The sequence below is a fragment of the Amycolatopsis sp. NPDC051903 genome, assembly GCF_044452505.1.
Classification (GTDB): Bacteria; Actinomycetota; Actinomycetes; order Mycobacteriales; family Pseudonocardiaceae; genus Amycolatopsis.
Map to the genome: position 1 here is coordinate 58,772 of NZ_JBITBT010000032.1, position 14,082 is coordinate 72,853.

Annotated in this window: 12 protein-coding genes; 9 read left to right on the forward strand and 3 right to left on the reverse strand. The window is 70.8% G+C overall.

The genetic code is table 11. The features are described 5' to 3' along the window. Window positions 1–208: 208 nt before the first annotated feature. The 9 genes from ACIA77_RS40160 (at window position 209) to pqqE (ending at window position 9,646) form a co-directional block, all read left to right on the forward strand. The gene (locus tag ACIA77_RS40160) at window positions 209–1,603 is read left to right on the forward strand and encodes a LytTR family transcriptional regulator DNA-binding domain-containing protein (protein WP_395891379.1); all 1,395 of its coding nucleotides are present in this window, start codon (window positions 209–211) and stop codon (window positions 1,601–1,603) included. Between the two features lie 36 nt (window positions 1,604–1,639). Continuing rightward, window positions 1,640–3,892, forward strand: coding sequence for a catalase/peroxidase HPI (gene katG / locus ACIA77_RS40165; RefSeq protein WP_395891380.1), 2,253 nt, complete (start codon window positions 1,640–1,642; stop codon window positions 3,890–3,892). Between the two features lie 356 nt (window positions 3,893–4,248). After that, the gene (locus ACIA77_RS40170) at window positions 4,249–4,710 is read left to right on the forward strand and encodes an MSMEG_3727 family PQQ-associated protein (protein WP_395891381.1); all 462 of its coding nucleotides are present in this window, start codon (window positions 4,249–4,251) and stop codon (window positions 4,708–4,710) included. A gap of 13 nt (window positions 4,711–4,723) precedes the next feature. Beyond that, a complete protein-coding gene (locus ACIA77_RS40175) occupies window positions 4,724–6,430 on the forward strand; it encodes a PQQ-dependent dehydrogenase, methanol/ethanol family (protein ID WP_395891382.1) in 1,707 nt (568 codons plus the stop codon). Window positions 6,431–6,475: 45 nt separating this feature from the next. Beyond that, window positions 6,476–6,571 (forward strand): pyrroloquinoline quinone precursor peptide PqqA, encoded by a 96-nt coding sequence (pqqA, locus tag ACIA77_RS40180; RefSeq protein ID WP_204096569.1) that lies wholly within the window; start codon window positions 6,476–6,478, stop codon window positions 6,569–6,571. A 74-nt stretch (window positions 6,572–6,645) separates the two neighbouring features. After that, the gene (pqqB, locus tag ACIA77_RS40185; protein ID WP_395891383.1) at window positions 6,646–7,533 is read left to right on the forward strand and encodes a pyrroloquinoline quinone biosynthesis protein PqqB; all 888 of its coding nucleotides are present in this window, start codon (window positions 6,646–6,648) and stop codon (window positions 7,531–7,533) included. Window positions 7,534–7,537: 4 nt separating this feature from the next. Then, window positions 7,538–8,242 (forward strand): pyrroloquinoline-quinone synthase PqqC, encoded by a 705-nt coding sequence (gene pqqC, locus ACIA77_RS40190; protein ID WP_395891384.1) that lies wholly within the window; start codon window positions 7,538–7,540, stop codon window positions 8,240–8,242. Between the two features lie 5 nt (window positions 8,243–8,247). Beyond that, window positions 8,248–8,556, forward strand: a complete 309-nt coding sequence (gene pqqD, locus ACIA77_RS40195) for a pyrroloquinoline quinone biosynthesis peptide chaperone PqqD (RefSeq protein WP_395891385.1) — start codon at window positions 8,248–8,250, stop codon at window positions 8,554–8,556. Next, on the forward strand, window positions 8,549–9,646 hold the full coding sequence (pqqE, locus tag ACIA77_RS40200; protein ID WP_395891386.1) for a pyrroloquinoline quinone biosynthesis protein PqqE: 1,098 nt from the start codon (window positions 8,549–8,551) through the stop codon (window positions 9,644–9,646). Before pqqD ends, pqqE begins: the two co-directional genes overlap by 8 nt. A 6-nt stretch (window positions 9,647–9,652) precedes the next feature. Here pqqE and ACIA77_RS40205 read toward each other — a convergent pair whose 3' ends face one another. From ACIA77_RS40205 to ACIA77_RS40215, 3 genes are all read right to left on the reverse strand, one after another. Continuing rightward, complete coding sequence (locus ACIA77_RS40205) at window positions 9,653–10,717, reverse strand: sodium:calcium antiporter (protein WP_395891387.1); 1,065 nt, start codon at window positions 10,715–10,717, stop codon at window positions 9,653–9,655. A 195-nt stretch (window positions 10,718–10,912) separates the two neighbouring features. Beyond that, window positions 10,913–13,474, reverse strand: a complete 2,562-nt coding sequence (locus tag ACIA77_RS40210) for a cation-translocating P-type ATPase (protein WP_395891388.1) — start codon at window positions 13,472–13,474, stop codon at window positions 10,913–10,915. Continuing rightward, window positions 13,471–14,079, reverse strand: a complete 609-nt coding sequence (locus ACIA77_RS40215) for a Chromate resistance protein ChrB (protein WP_395891389.1) — start codon at window positions 14,077–14,079, stop codon at window positions 13,471–13,473. Before ACIA77_RS40215 ends, ACIA77_RS40210 begins: the two co-directional genes overlap by 4 nt. Between the last annotated feature and the right edge of the window lie 3 nt (window positions 14,080–14,082).

The following is a 14,082-nucleotide window of genomic DNA, read 5'->3' on the forward strand; positions in this document are numbered from 1 at the left end:
AGTTCCCCCGCCCGGAAACGTGCGCAGCTTCGCGACGGTACCTACAGTGGGTTGTGCCGGTCGGTGACACGACCGGAACGAGTGCCGAAGCCGGAAACGTGCGAGGCAGTGCTCAGTCAGCCGCGAGCCGGGCCGGGACGAGGGGAGACCGCTGCAGGCCGTGCGCTTGCGCCGAGCGCTGGGGATGGGCTGAAGGTGGTTCTCGACCATGAAGGATGCACATCGGTTCGGACGGAGGGCGGCGAACCCGGGCGGGGGCGCCGTCTTCGAGGCGTGGGAACGGTTCGTGCAGGGCGAGGATCAGGTTCCCGGGGTACGGCCCGTCGTGGCGATCTCCTGGCACCGCTGCCGGGAGCAGTACCGGGTGGACCCGCACCTGACCGAAGCTCCGGTGGCCGCCGCCGAGCGTGACCACACCCCCGAGCACGACGTCGTGTTCGCCGAGCTGGGTTTCCGCGCCGCGTCCGTGGCGCACGAAATGGGCAGCGTTTCCGGGGTCGTCACCGTCACCGACGCCACAGGCCGGATCCTGGGCGAGTGGGGCGACCAGGCCACGCTCGCCCGAGCCTCCGACTTCAACCTGGCGCCGTGGTTCAGCTGGTCCGAGTGCGCCGCGGGCACGAACGGCATGGGCACGGCGCTGGAGGCGCACGGCCCGGTGCTGATCAGCGGCGCCGAGCACTGGTGCCAGGCGTTCCACAACTGGGTCAGCGCTGGTATCGCGGTGCGTGACGTGGTGACGGGGGAGCCGATCGGCGGCCTGAACCTCTCCTGCTGGCGCAGCCAGCTGCCGCCGTCCGCGGGCGGCTGGCTGGCCGGCGCGGTCGCCAAGACCCAGCGCGCGCTCAAGCGGCGCGCCCGCGACAGCGGTGCCGAGCTGGTCGCGACCTACACGCAGGCCCGGGCCCGCTCCGGCGCCCCGCTCGCGGCCGTCGACACCGCGGGCAAGGCAGTGATCGCGGACGAGACGGCCAGTGTGCTCATGGGCGTGCCGGCGTCCACCCCGGCGTTCGACTCCACGTTGCGGTGGAACCCCGGGCTGCCGGAACTGATCGGAGCCGTCCGGTACGCCACCAAGCAGGCCGCCCACAACCCGGACTGGGTCGGGTCGACGCAGACCTTCACCCACCTCGCCGACTCGCCGACGTCGATCAGCATCCGGCCCGTCTTCTCGTCCGCGCACCTGATCGGCCACCTGGTCTCGTTCGGCGTCTCCGAGGGAGTGCAGCTGCCCCAGGCGGCGGACGCCGTGCGCCCCCGGATGCAGCCCCGCCGGGTGGTCGGGATGCGGGAGAACCGGATGGTCCTGTTGCCGCTGCGGGAGGTCTCCTTCGCGGAATCGGAGGGGAACGACGTGTGGCTGTCCACCGCGCAGGGCCGCATGCGCGCCGCGTCGCCGAGCCTCGACAAGCTCGACACCGAGCTGGCCGACGTCGGTTTCCTGCGGGTGCACCGCCGGTACGTGGTCAACCTCAGCCGCATCCGCGAGATCGAGCGCGGGCAGAAGGGGGAGCTGCAGCTCGTCATGGACTATCGCGCGAACGAGATGGTGCCGGTCTCCCGGCGGAACGCGCCGGCTGTACGCCGGGCGCTGGACATCTGAGTTCGCCGGCACAACGCAGTACCCGGAAGGATTCCCGTGTCTGACAGTCCCGACGCCGTGGTCGGTGAGACGAACGAGCGGAGCGCGGGCGGCCTCGGCCTCCCCGCCCCGGTGGCGCGTAGCGCCCGTCCGGCGGGCGCACCGGGCAACCGTGACTGGTGGCCGGACCAGCTCGACCTGAAGATCCTCCGCAAACACCCCGCGGTGGCCGACCCGATGGGGGCGGACTTCGACTACGCCGCGCAGTTCCGGACCCTCGACCTCGACGCGCTGGCGAGGGACGTCGACGAGGTGCTGACGACGTCGCAGGAGTGGTGGCCCGCCGACTTCGGCCACTACGGGCCGCTCGTGCTCCGGATGGTGTGGCACTGCGCCGGCACGTACCGCGTCGACGACGGCCGGGGCGGCGCGGCCACGGGCATGCAGCGCTTCGCGCCGCAGAACAGCTGGCCGGACAACCGCAACCTCGACAAGGCGCGCCGGTTGCTGTGGCCGGTCAAGAAGAAGTACGGCCGCAAGATCTCCTGGGCCGACCTGATGGTGTTCGCCGGCAACCGGGCCCTGGAGACGATGGGCTTCACGACGTTCGGTTTCGCCGGCGGCCGCGTGGACGTCTGGGAGTCCGATGACGACGTCTACTGGGGACCGGAGCGCGCGTGGCTCGGCGACGAACGGCACCGCGGCGTGCGGCAGCTGGAGAAACCACTCGCGGCTGTGCAAATGGGACTCATCTACGTGAACCCGGAGGGGCCGCACACCGTCCCGGATCCCGTCACCGCCGCCCGCGACATCCGCGAGACGTTCCGCCGCATGGCGATGAACGACGAGGAAACCGTCGCGCTGATCGCGGGCGGGCACACGTTCGGCAAGACCCACGGGGCCGCCGGACCCGACACCCACCTCGGTCCCGAACCCGAGGCGGCCGGCCTCGAGGAGCAGGGCCTGGGCTGGCGCAGCGGTTACGGCACCGGCAAGGGCGCCGACGCCATCTCCAGCGGGCTCGAGGGTACGTGGACACCCACGCCGACGCGGTGGGACAACAGTTTCCTCGAGACACTCTTCGGCTACGAATGGGACCTGGAGCTGAGCCCCGCCGGGCTGTGGCAGTGGATCCCGCGAGGCGGCGGCGGGACCGGCACCGTGCCCGACGCGCACGACCCGGCGAAAACGCACGCGCCGACGATCCTGACCACCGACCTCTCGCTGCGGGTGGACCCGGTCTACGAGCCGATCGCGCGGCGGTTCCTCGAGCACCCGGACCAGCTGGCGGACGCGTTCGCCCGGGCCTGGTTCAAGCTGACGCACCTCGACCTGGGCCCGCGCCGGCGCTACCTCGGGCCGCTGGTCCCGCGGGAAACGCTGCTCTGGCAGGACCCGGTCCCCGACGTGGACCACGAACTCGTTTCCCCGGTTGACATCGCCGGGCTCAAGGCGGAGCTCCTCGCCTCCGGGCTGTCGGTTTCGCAGCTCGTCTCCACCGCGTGGGCGTCGGCTTCGACGTTCCGCGACAGCGACAAACGGGGCGGGGCGAACGGGGCGCGTCTGCGCCTCGAACCGCAGCGGGGCTGGGAGGTCAACGAGCCCGAAGAGCTGGCGACGGTGCTGCGCACCCTGGAGGGGATCCAAGCGTCCTTCGCCCGATCTCGCAGTGACGGCAAGAAGATCTCCCTCGCCGATCTGATCGTGCTCGGCGGGGCGGCCGCCGTCGAACAAGCCGTGCGGAACGCGGGCCACGACGTGGAAGTCCCGTTCACCCCGGGCCGCACGGACGCGACGCAGGAGTGGACCGATCGTGAGTCCTTCGCCGCGCTCGAACCGGCCGCGGACGGCTTCCGCAACTACGAGGGCAAGGGTGGCCGGCTGCCTCCGGAACACGCGCTGGTCGACCGGGCGAACCTGCTGACCCTGAGCGCGCCGGAGCTGACCGTCCTCGTGGGTGGCCTGCGCGTCCTCGGCGCGAACCACCGCCACTCGCCGCTGGGCGTTTTCACCTCCCGCCCGGGAGCGTTGACCAACGACTTCTTCGTGAACCTGCTCGACATGGGCGTGCGGTGGCAGCCGAGCGCGGGATCCGGTGCCGGGGTGCCATCGACCTTCGACGGCCGCGACCGGGCCACCGGCGAGCTCAAGTGGACCGGCAGCCGGGTCGACCTGGTTTTCGGGTCGAACTCCGAGCTGCGCGCGCTCGCGGAGGTCTACGCGAGCGACGACGCGGGGGAGAAGTTCGTGCGCGACTTCGTGTCCGCCTGGGACAAGGTCATGAACCTCGATCGGTACGACCTCACCTGAACCGGCACCGCGAAGCGGCCCCGGGTCGAATTTTTCACGGCTCGCAACACTCTCACCGGAGCAGTTTTTTGGTGGTGCCGCTCCCGCTCAGCGGCCCCGAATCGGCTGTGAACGGTAGTCGGTGGCCGCTGGACGGCATCCGCGCTCCCGGCCACCACCTGCGCTTGTCGACGTGTTTTTCCCGGCGTAGCGTGCCTATTACCACCGATTTTCCGTCGGACGTCGGGCGTGGCGGGGAATTCGCTCGGATTTCGAAGAATTTTCCGCGTGGAAATGCGCATCACCGCGACCGCGCGCCTACGACGTGGCCGATGCGAAGTCGGCACAGGGATTCGGGATGAGGAGGGTGAAGGCCGATGACGACAGCGCCAGAACGGGCCGACTTGCTCAAAGAGCTCGGGTTGGACGTGCAGAACCACGCGACGCTGGGTCGCGTGCTGGGCACCGGGAAGATCGCCCGGGCCACCGAGGGGTCGGGTGGCCGCATGAAAGCCACGATTCGCATCAACGAGGATGAGCTGACGTTCGACCCCTCCATTCTCGTCATGCCCCACGAAGGAACCATCGACCTCGAGCTGATCAACGACGACAAGAACACGCACTGTGCGCTTCTGCCGAGCAATGGTGACCGGAAATTCATCTGGTTGGTGAACCATTCGCGCGGCCGGGCGACGCTCACGCTCGACGGTCCGGGCTACTACTGGTTCAGCTCACCCACCGGCAACGACGAGGGCCGCGGGCTGACCGGTGCCATCGTCGTCCTGGGTGACGCACCGCCGGAAGCGCGCCTCGACCGACCCGACCAACCGCAACCGTAGGGAGGAAGAGGACATGGCGACCTCGGAGGACTACGTCGACGCCGGTGAGGCCATCGACCAGGGAAACCTCAGCGGCAAGATGCCGGGCGGGGAAGTCGCTCCGCCGGTGACGGCAGGCGTGAACTACGAGCGGATCCTCAACGCCCGCCAGGAGCCCCACAACTGGCTGACCTACTACGGCGCGTACAACGGCCAGCGGTACAGCCCGCTGGAGCAGATCAACAAGGAGAACGTCAAACGGCTCGCTCCCGCCTGGGTGTTCCAGGCCGGTACGACCGGTCTCATCGCGGGCGCCTCGACCTACTCGTTCGAAGCCGCCCCGATCGTCGTCGACGGCGTCATGTTCCTGACCGGCTGGGACGGCTGGATCTGGGCGCTGGACGCGAAGACGGGCGTGGAGATCTGGCGCTACAAGCACGCCGTGCCGTTCGACGTCTCGCTGTGCTGCGGGAACGTGAACCGCGGGTGCGCGGTGGCGCAGGGGAAGGTCTTCTTCGTCGCGGCGAACGCCCGGCTGCTCGCGCTCGACGCCACCACCGGCAAACTGGTGTGGACCAAGACCTACGGCGACGTGCGGGCCGGTGAGAGCGCCACGGTCGCCCCGCTGATCGTGAAGAACATGGTCATCGTCGGGAGTTCCGGCGGCGAGTTCGGTGTCCGCGGCCACCTGGACGCGTTCGACATCGAGACCGGCGAACACCAGTGGCGCTGCTACATGGTGCCGAAGCCCGGCGAGCCCGGTTCCGAGACCTGGCCCGCCGACGGCGAGGCGTGGGCGCGCGGCGGCGCGAACTGCTGGGTCACCAGTACGTTCGACCCGGAGACCAACTTGCTGTACGTGGGTACCGGCAACCCGGCACCCGACTTCGACGGCGAGGTCCGGGAAGGCGACAACCTCTACACCGACAGCATCGTCGCCGTCGACGTGGACAGCGGCCAGATCCGCTGGCACTACCAGTGCACGCCGCACGACCTGTGGGACTACGACAGCATCGCCGAGTGCATCCTGTTCGAAAAGGACGGTCGCAAGCTGCTCGGGCACTTCGACAAGAACGGCTACTTCTACGTCCTCGACCGCACTGACGGCTCGCTGATGCAGATCACCCCCTTCGTCGACCGCATCACGTGGGGCGCGGTCACGCGGGAGGGCAAGGTCACGGCCAAGGTGTACCCGGAGAAGGAGGGCGAACCCGTCCACTTCTACCCGGGGCCGGCCGGGGCCAAGGAATGGACCCACGCGTCCTACAGCCCGAAGACGGAGTTCTTCTACGTCCCGGTCCAGGACACCGGGGCCACGGCCACCCGGCGCCGCCGGGAGTTCAAGGAGAGCATCCCCTATTGGGGCGCGGGCGTTCAGGTGGATGCCGAGGACATGGCCGGATCGATCAGCGCCTTCGACGGCAACGGCGAGGAGAAGTGGCGCTGGCGCAACGAATTGCCGATGTGCGCGTCGACGCTGGCGACCGGTGGCGACCTGGTGTTCGCCGGCGAAGCCAGTGGTGAGTTCAACGCACTCGACGCGCGCACGGGGGAGCTGCTCTGGCAGTTCCAGTGCGGCAGCGGCCACCACAGCAGCCCGACCACGTACACGGTCGACGGACGGCAGTACATCGCCGTGCCGGTCGGCTGGGGCGGCTGGGCCGAGGGGTTCCTCCCCGGCATGCTGGGTGCGGGGCACGGGAGCACCCTGTTCGTCTTCGCGCTCCCGGAAACGTCCTGACACCGGAGGAGAACCTGCCGCGATTCGGGCAGAGGAGGTGAATCCATGGAGTCTCAGCTCGTTGCGTGGGAGACGCCCGAGTTCGACGAGATCGGAGTCGCACCCGAGGTGACCATGTACATCGCTCAGCTGGACGACTAGGGGACGTGGGGTGGCGCCGGAGGAGGTCCGGCGCCACCCGGCGGTCCGGGACGACCACGGACGGGAGTGCCGGGATGTGGCTGCGGGTGCTGGGCTCGGCTGCGGGGGGTGGTTCCCCGCAGTGGAATTGCGGCTGCCCGGTGTGCACCGCCGTCCGGTCCGGGGAGGGGGTCGCGCGCACCCAGTCCTCGGTCGCGGTGAGCGCCGATCGCCGGACGTGGTACCTGATCAACGCTTCACCCGACGTGCGGACCCAGATCGAGGCGTTCCCCGGGCTGCACCCGCACGGCGGCCGGACGTCGCCGCTGGCGGGGGTGCTGCTCACCGACGCCGAACTGGACCACACGCTGGGGCTGCTGCTGTTGCGGGAGGCCCGCGCTCTGCGGCTGTACTCGACTCCGGCCGTGCACAAGACGCTGTGCGACGGCACGGGGGTGCTGCGCACGCTCGAACGCTACTGCCCGGTCGAGTGGACGGCGGTCGTCGGCGGCACCGACGTGCCGCTGGGCGAGGGGCTGTCCTGCCGGGCGTTCGCCGTGCCCACCACCAAGCGGGCCCGGTTCGGTTCCGGGGCGGACGACGGCCGGGTGGTGGGCTACCGGCTGACCGACGAGCGCAGCGGGGGGAAGCTCGGGTACCTGCCGGGGGTGCAGGCGCTGACGCCCGCGGTGCGCGAGCAGATCGAGGGCTGTGCCTGCCTGCTGATCGACGGGACGTGCTGGAGCGACGACGAGCTGGTGCGGCTCGGCCTCGCCGGCAAGACGTCGCGCGAGATGGGGCACCAGCCCGTCGGCGGCCCGGACGGAACGCTGGCGCAGCTGCCGTCGCTGAACGCGCGGCGGGTGATCTTCGTGCACCTGAACAACACCAACCCGATCCTGCTCGACGACAGCCCCGAGCGGCGCGCCGTGGTGGAGGCGGGTGCGGAGGTGGCCGTGGACGGACTCGAGGTCGAGGTGTAGCTCTGTGACGACGACAACCAGGACAACCGCTGCGACGGAGGACGCCTTCGTTGAGGTGTTGCGCGCCCATTCGCGGCGCTACCACGATCAGCACCCGTTCCACGTGCGGATGAACGCCGGGCTGCTGAGCCGCGGGCAGATCCGGGGCTGGGTGGCCAACCGCTTCTACTACCAGGAGAACATCCCCCGCAAGGACGCGGCGATCCTCTCGAACTGCCCCGACCTCGAAGTCCGCCGCCGCTGGCTCCGCCGGATCGTCGACCACGACGGCCGCCACGCCGGTGAGGGCGGCATCGAGGCGTGGCTGCGCCTGGGCGAGGCGGCCGGCCTGACCCGCGAGGAGATCCAGGACCACCGGCACCTGGTTCCGGGAGTGCGGTTCGCGGTCGACGCCTACGTGAACTTCACCCGGACCCATCCGTGGGTGGAGGCGGTCGCGTCGTCGCTGACCGAATTGTTCGCCCCCGACCTGATGGCGCAGCGGCTGGCCGCGTTCGAGCGGTGGTACCCGTGGATCGACCCCGCGGGCCTGGCCTACTTCCGCGCCCGCCTCGAGCAGGCTCCGCGCGACTGCGAACACGCCCTCGAGGTGGTCACGGCGCACTGCCTGTCCGCCGAGTCCCAGGCCCGCGCGGTCGACGCGCTGTCGTTCAAGTGCGACGTCCTGTGGAGCCTGATGGACGCCGTCGACAAGGCCTACCCGGAGTGACCACAATGGATCCGAACCCGACCGGAACGACGGCCCGGCCCGAAGTGTCCACAACGGATCGGCCGCGGCTGGCGCGCCACGTGCGGCTGACCTTCAGCGAGGCCCGGCAGCAGCGCGTCCTGCTGCACCCGGAGACCGTGGTGGTGCTGAACGGCAGCGGTGCCGACATCCTCGAGCTGTGCGACGGGCAGCGCACCGTGGCCGAGATCGTGGCCGAGCTGGGTGCGCGGTACCGCAGCGTGCCCGAGGAGGAGGTGCGGCGGTTCCTGACCCGGCTCGTCGCCCGGCGCTGCGTGGAGCTCGCCGATGGATAGCCCCTTCGGTGTGCTCGCCGAACTCACCTACCGCTGCCCGCTGGCGTGTGCGTACTGCTCGAACCCGCTGAACCTGGCCGACTACACCGACGAGCTGACCACCGGCGAGTGGCGGCGGGTGCTGCGCGAGGCGCACGACCTGGGTGTCCTGCAGTGCCACCTGTCGGGCGGGGAACCACTGCTGCGGCGCGATCTCGAGGAGATCGTGGCGGAGGCCCACGACCTGGGCCTCTACACCAACCTCGTGACCAGCGCGCTCGGGTTCTCGCGGCCGAGGGCCGAAAAGCTGCGGGCCGCCGGACTGGACCACGTGCAGGTCAGCATCCAGGCCGACGAACCCGTCCTGTCCGACCGGATCGCCGGGACCCCGTCGTTCCGGCGCAAGATCGAGGCGATGGGCGTGGTGAAGGAGCTGGGCTGGCCGCTGACCCTGAACGTGGTGCTGCACCGGCGGAACATCGGCCGCGTCGCCGAACTGCTCGAGCTGGCCGAGGAAGCCGGCGCCGACCGGGTGGAGCTGGCCAACACCCAGTACTACGGCTGGGCTTGGCGAAACCGCGACGCGCTGCTGCCGAGCCGGGCCCAGCTCGACGCGGCGGAGGTCGTCGTGCGGGCCGCGCGCGAGCGCCTCCGGGACCGCACGGAGGTCGTCTACGTCCTGCCCGACTACTACAGCCGCTACCCGAAGCCCTGCATGGGCGGCTGGGCGGCGCGCCAGCTGACCGTGACGCCGAACGGCGACGTCCTGCCCTGCCCGGCCGCGCAGTCCCTCCGGTTGCCGAGGGCCAGCGTGCGGGAGGAGACGCTGGAGCGGATCTGGACCGACGCACCCGTGATGACCGCGTTCCGGGGCACCGACTGGATGCCGGAACCGTGCCGCAGCTGCGATCGGCGGGAGCTCGACTTCGGCGGGTGCCGCTGCCAGGCGTTCCAGCTCACCGGCGAGGCCGCCCGCACCGACCCGGTCTGCCACCTGTCGCCCGATCACCACCTCGTCACGCGGGCGGTCGAGGCCGCGAACGCCGAATCGCGCGCCGCCGACGCTCCGTTGATCCCCCGCCCGCACCGGGCCGGGCGCTCCCGGGCGTGAAGGCGCTCAATCCGTTTCGATCGGGGCTCCGCCGAACACGGCGAAGCTGACAGCCCAGTAGGCGATGTAGAGCGCGAGCAACACGAACCCGTGCCAGCGCTTCAACCGGCCGGTGGCGAGGAAGTACGCCGCGAGCGCGGTCATGCCGACGAGCACCGGCAGGTGCCAGGAGAGGACGTCGTCGTCGATCACGATGCTGCCGCCCGCGAGCACGATGATGCCGAGCTTCGCGGTCACGCCGAACACGACGCTGCCGATGACGTTGCCGACGCCGAGTTCGGGCGCGCCTTTGCGGGTGGGTTCGACGGTCAGGAACACGTCTTCGAGCGTCAGCACGAGGGTGGCGATCGTCGCGCCGAACAGCGCTCCCTGGATCCGGTAGTCCTCGAGGATCCCCTTGGTGCCGTAGCTGGTGATGGCGGCGCCCGCGACGAGGCCGGCCAGCGCGAGCACGGCCAGTGCGATCGCGGCCCAGCCGGGAATGGGCCGGTTCTTGGTGAACGGCACCGTCACGACGAAGGGGGGCTTGTCGGTGGGGAGGTCGGCGGGCTCGGGCGAGACCGTGGTGGCGCTTCCGCCCGAGCCCGCCCCGACCTCCAGTTTCTCGAGGATCTCCGCGTTGCGGAAAACGGGGGTGGTCCGCTTCAGCTCCCGGGTGGCCACGTAACCGATGAAGAGCACGAACAACAGGACCAGAACCGCGCCGTAAACCGGGGTGAGGGGCCCGAAGACGATGAACGGGATCAGCGCCACCGGCGCCGCGACGAACAACACGAGGTAGGGCCGCGGGATGTTCACCTTCGTCGGGCAAATGATCGCGGCGAGGGCGAGCACGATTCCGATCATCGAGATCGCGGTGCCGAACACCGTGCCCAGTGCGACGTCGCTGAGGTCTTCCACGTTCAGCGCCACCCCGAGGGCGACGTCGTCGAATTCTATTCCGGTGAAGATGATCGCGAGCAGGAACACGGAGATGCGCAGGCCGGCTGCCGCACCGACGACGTAGACGATCAGTTTCTCCGCGCTGTAGATCAGCAACGCCGCGCCGACGATGAAGATCAGTATCGACATGGTACTGGAGTTCCTTTCCGCCCGGCTCGAAAAGGTCAGTGCTCGGGTCGACCGGCGGCCAGTCGCCGTCCCCCGTCCGATCGTCGCAGGTCCGGGCCAATTCGGCTACGGTCACTCACCCACGCGAAAGGGAGGAGAAACAAACGTCCCGGAATTCGGCGATTTCCGTTGCGGACGTTCGCGTCCGGTGCTTTTTTACAGCCGGGCCCGGAAACCCGCGACGCGGCCCAGCGCCGTGGACACGAGGGTTGCGATCAGCACGAGAGCCACCACCAGGCCCACGTGCATCGCACTCAGCGTGCCGAGGTGGAGCAAAGAGCCGAACGCCGTGGTGGTGGCGGCGAGTCCGGTCAGCACCGCCACGGCGGCCCAGGCGGGGAAAGCCGGGTTGGTTTTCCAGGACAGCAACGGCCGGGTCCGCAGGGTCCACGCGATGAGGACGTGGGCGGCCAGCCAGGCGAACACAGCGCCCGCGCTGGCCTGCGCCGCGCCGGCACCGGCGGCGGTGAGGATCAGGTAAGCGGGCAGGACCGCGAGGGTGAGGGTCACCGCGGTGATCGCGATCGCGGTCAGCACCGTGCGGTCGAGGAACCGGGCACCGGGCGGGCGTGGCGGGTGGTGCATCGCCTGGGGAGCGAGGGGTTCGGCGACGAACGCGACCGTGGCACCGAGGTCCATGAAGATCTCGAGCAGCACGATGTGCACCGGCTCGAAGGGGCTGGGCAGACCGGCGCCGAGCACGGCGAGCAGGACGACGACGAGCGCGAGTTTCGCGCCGAGGTAGAAGGCGACGGCGCGGCGGAGCTGGGCGGTGATGTTGCGCCCGGTGGCCGTCGCGTCCACGACGGTGGGGTAGGCGTCGTGGGTGAGGATGAGGCCGGCGGACGTGCGGGCCAGCTCGGCACTGCGCCGGCCCAGCGCGATGCCGACGTCGGCGGCGGCCAGCGCCGGGGCGTCGTTGGCCCCGTCGCCGGTGACCGCGACGACTTCGTGGCGCCGTTGCAGCAGCCGGACGATGCGGTGTTTGGTGGCCGGGGTGGCCCGGGCGATCACGCTGCCGTGCTCCAGCCGGGTGTCCAGCTCGGCATCGGCCATCGCGTCGACCGCGGTGCCGGAGAGGGTGTGGCCGGCGGGCAGGCCGGCGCGCAGCGCGATCGCGGTGGCGGTGGCCGAGTGGTCGCCGGTGACCACGATCGTGGCCACCCCGGCTTCGGTGAGCGCGGCGATCGCCTCGGGCACGCCGGGCCGGAGCGGATCGTCGAACGCAGCCAGCCCGACGTAGGCCAGCCCCTGTTCGGCTTCCTCCCGATCGGCGGGGGCGGTGCGCAGCACGCGCCGGGCGAAGGCGACCACGCGCAGGCCGCGCTCCGACAGCCGCGCCACGGCTTCTTCGGCGTCCTGCCGGGCGAGCGGGTCGAGTTCGCAGCGGTCCAGCACCGCCTCCGGAGCCCCGGACACCGCCACGCCCAGGGCCGCGTCGAGGTCGTCGCCGAGGGTGTGGACGCGGGACACGAGCTTGCGCGCCGGGTCGAACGGGTACACCGCCACCTCGCGGCCGACCCCGGCGATGCCGGCTTGCTCGGCGGCGGTCGCGAGCTCGACTTCCAGCGGTTCCCGGCGGGTGGCGTGCGTGGGCTGGCAGGCCAGCGCGACGGTGAGCACCTCGTGGCGGTCGCCGACGATCTCGGCGAGCTGGAGGTGGTTCTCGGTCAGCGTGCCGGTCTTGTCCGTGACGACGGTGGTCACTGCGCCCAAGGTCTCGCCCGCGCGCAGGCGCCGCAGCAATGCGCCCCGGCGCGCCAGCTGGCGTCCGCCGATCGCCAGCAGCAACGTGATCAGGATCGGCAGTTCCTCGGGCACGGTGGCGAACGCGAGGGTCAACCCGGACAGCAGCATCTCCCGCCACGGCTGTCCGGCGAGCACGCCGACCGCGGGCACGAGCACGCTGGCGGCGATCGCGATGACCAGCACCGCTTTCGCCAGCTGCGACAACGCGAGCTGCAGCGGAGTCGGAGGTTCCCTGGTCCCGGCCACGAGCTTGCCCAGCCGCCCCAGCTCGGTCGCGGTACCGGTGGCGACCACCACCGCGTGGCCCGCGCCGGCGGGCACCGGGCTGCCGCTGTGCAGCAGGCTGGAGCGCTCGGCCAGCTCGGTCGAGGCGGACACGGGGTGGGCGCTCTTGCCGACGGGGACGGATTCCCCGGTCAGGCTCGACTCGTCCACCCGCAACCCGTGCGAGGCGAGCACGCGGGCGTCGGCCGGCACCACGTCCCCGGCCTCGACGACCAGGACGTCGCCGGGCACCAGCTCCGCCGCCGGCACCTGCACCACACCGCCGTCACGCACGAGGCGGGCGGTGGGCGCGGTCATCGCCTTCAGCGCGGCGATCGCGCGATCAGCCCGCAGCTCGGTGATGGTTTCCACGACGGCGACGACGGCGACCACCGCGGCGATCGCGATCGCGTCGCGCAGCTCACCGAAGATCGCCGACAGCACCGCGACGGCGATCAGCAGCAGCTGCAGGGGCTCGGTGAAGGACTCCGCCAGTTCGTGCCACCACGGCTCCGGCTTGCGCTTGATCGGGGTGTTCGGGCCGAACCGGTCGAGGCGGCGGGCCCGTTCGTCGGCCGGCAAGCCGTTCGGCCCCGCCTCCAACCGGTCGAGCACCGCTTCGGTGCTCAGCGCGTGCCACTCCGGAGCCCGCTCCGCGGGACCCGCCGAGGGGAGCTGCCCGGTCTGTCCACTGTGGGCGGTCATGGTCCTTCGACCGCCCTCGGCCACTCGCTCTTCCCGATCGGCGCCGCCGCCGCCTCGGCGGGGGCCTCGACGCTCAGCGTCGCCCGCTCGAACGCCGCCAGCGCATCGGCCGCGTGCGCCACCGCGTCGCGCGCCGCCTCGCCGCCGGGGGCGGCGAAGTAGTCGCGTGCGGCGATCTTGGCCAGCCACGAGCGGAACCGTTCGAGATCGGCTTCGGACTCCTCGACTTCGGCGTAGGTGGCGTTACCGCGTGCCAGCTCCTTCTCCAGCTCGTCCAGGAAGGCCGGCAACCGCTCCAGCACCTCGGCGTACTCGGTGTCCCGCGCGGCGTTGAACTCGGCGATCATCGCCTGTTCTTCAGCCGCGACGGTGAAGCCCATCGACAGCACCCGGGCGGTGCCACCCTGGTGCCGGATGCGATCCACGAGCCGGCGCACGTCCTTGACCACTGCCGGCCGCGCGGGCAGCAGGCAGACCGACTGCTGCAGGTACAGCGCGCCCAGGGAACGCAGCTTGCGCCACACCTGCACCCGCAGCGCGTCGCCGGCCTTGGCGGTCGAGGCGCTGATCAGCAACCAGTCCGGCTCGTGGAGTTCGCTCGTCACACC

Coding starts and splice junctions, on each gene's coding strand:
- ACIA77_RS40170 (WP_395891381.1), top strand. CDS start 4,249: ATGACGACAGCGCCAGAACGGGCCGACTTGCTCAAAGAGCTCGGGTTG.
- ACIA77_RS40210 (WP_395891388.1), bottom strand. CDS start 13,474: ATGACCGCCCACAGTGGACAGACCGGGCAGCTCCCCTCGGCGGGTCCC.
- pqqD (WP_395891385.1), top strand. CDS start 8,248: ATGGATCCGAACCCGACCGGAACGACGGCCCGGCCCGAAGTGTCCACA.
- pqqB (WP_395891383.1), top strand. CDS start 6,646: ATGTGGCTGCGGGTGCTGGGCTCGGCTGCGGGGGGTGGTTCCCCGCAG.
- ACIA77_RS40160 (WP_395891379.1), top strand. CDS start 209: ATGAAGGATGCACATCGGTTCGGACGGAGGGCGGCGAACCCGGGCGGG.
- ACIA77_RS40175 (WP_395891382.1), top strand. CDS start 4,724: ATGGCGACCTCGGAGGACTACGTCGACGCCGGTGAGGCCATCGACCAG.
- ACIA77_RS40205 (WP_395891387.1), bottom strand. CDS start 10,717: ATGTCGATACTGATCTTCATCGTCGGCGCGGCGTTGCTGATCTACAGC.
- pqqA (WP_204096569.1), top strand. CDS start 6,476: ATGGAGTCTCAGCTCGTTGCGTGGGAGACGCCCGAGTTCGACGAGATC.
- pqqE (WP_395891386.1), top strand. CDS start 8,549: ATGGATAGCCCCTTCGGTGTGCTCGCCGAACTCACCTACCGCTGCCCG.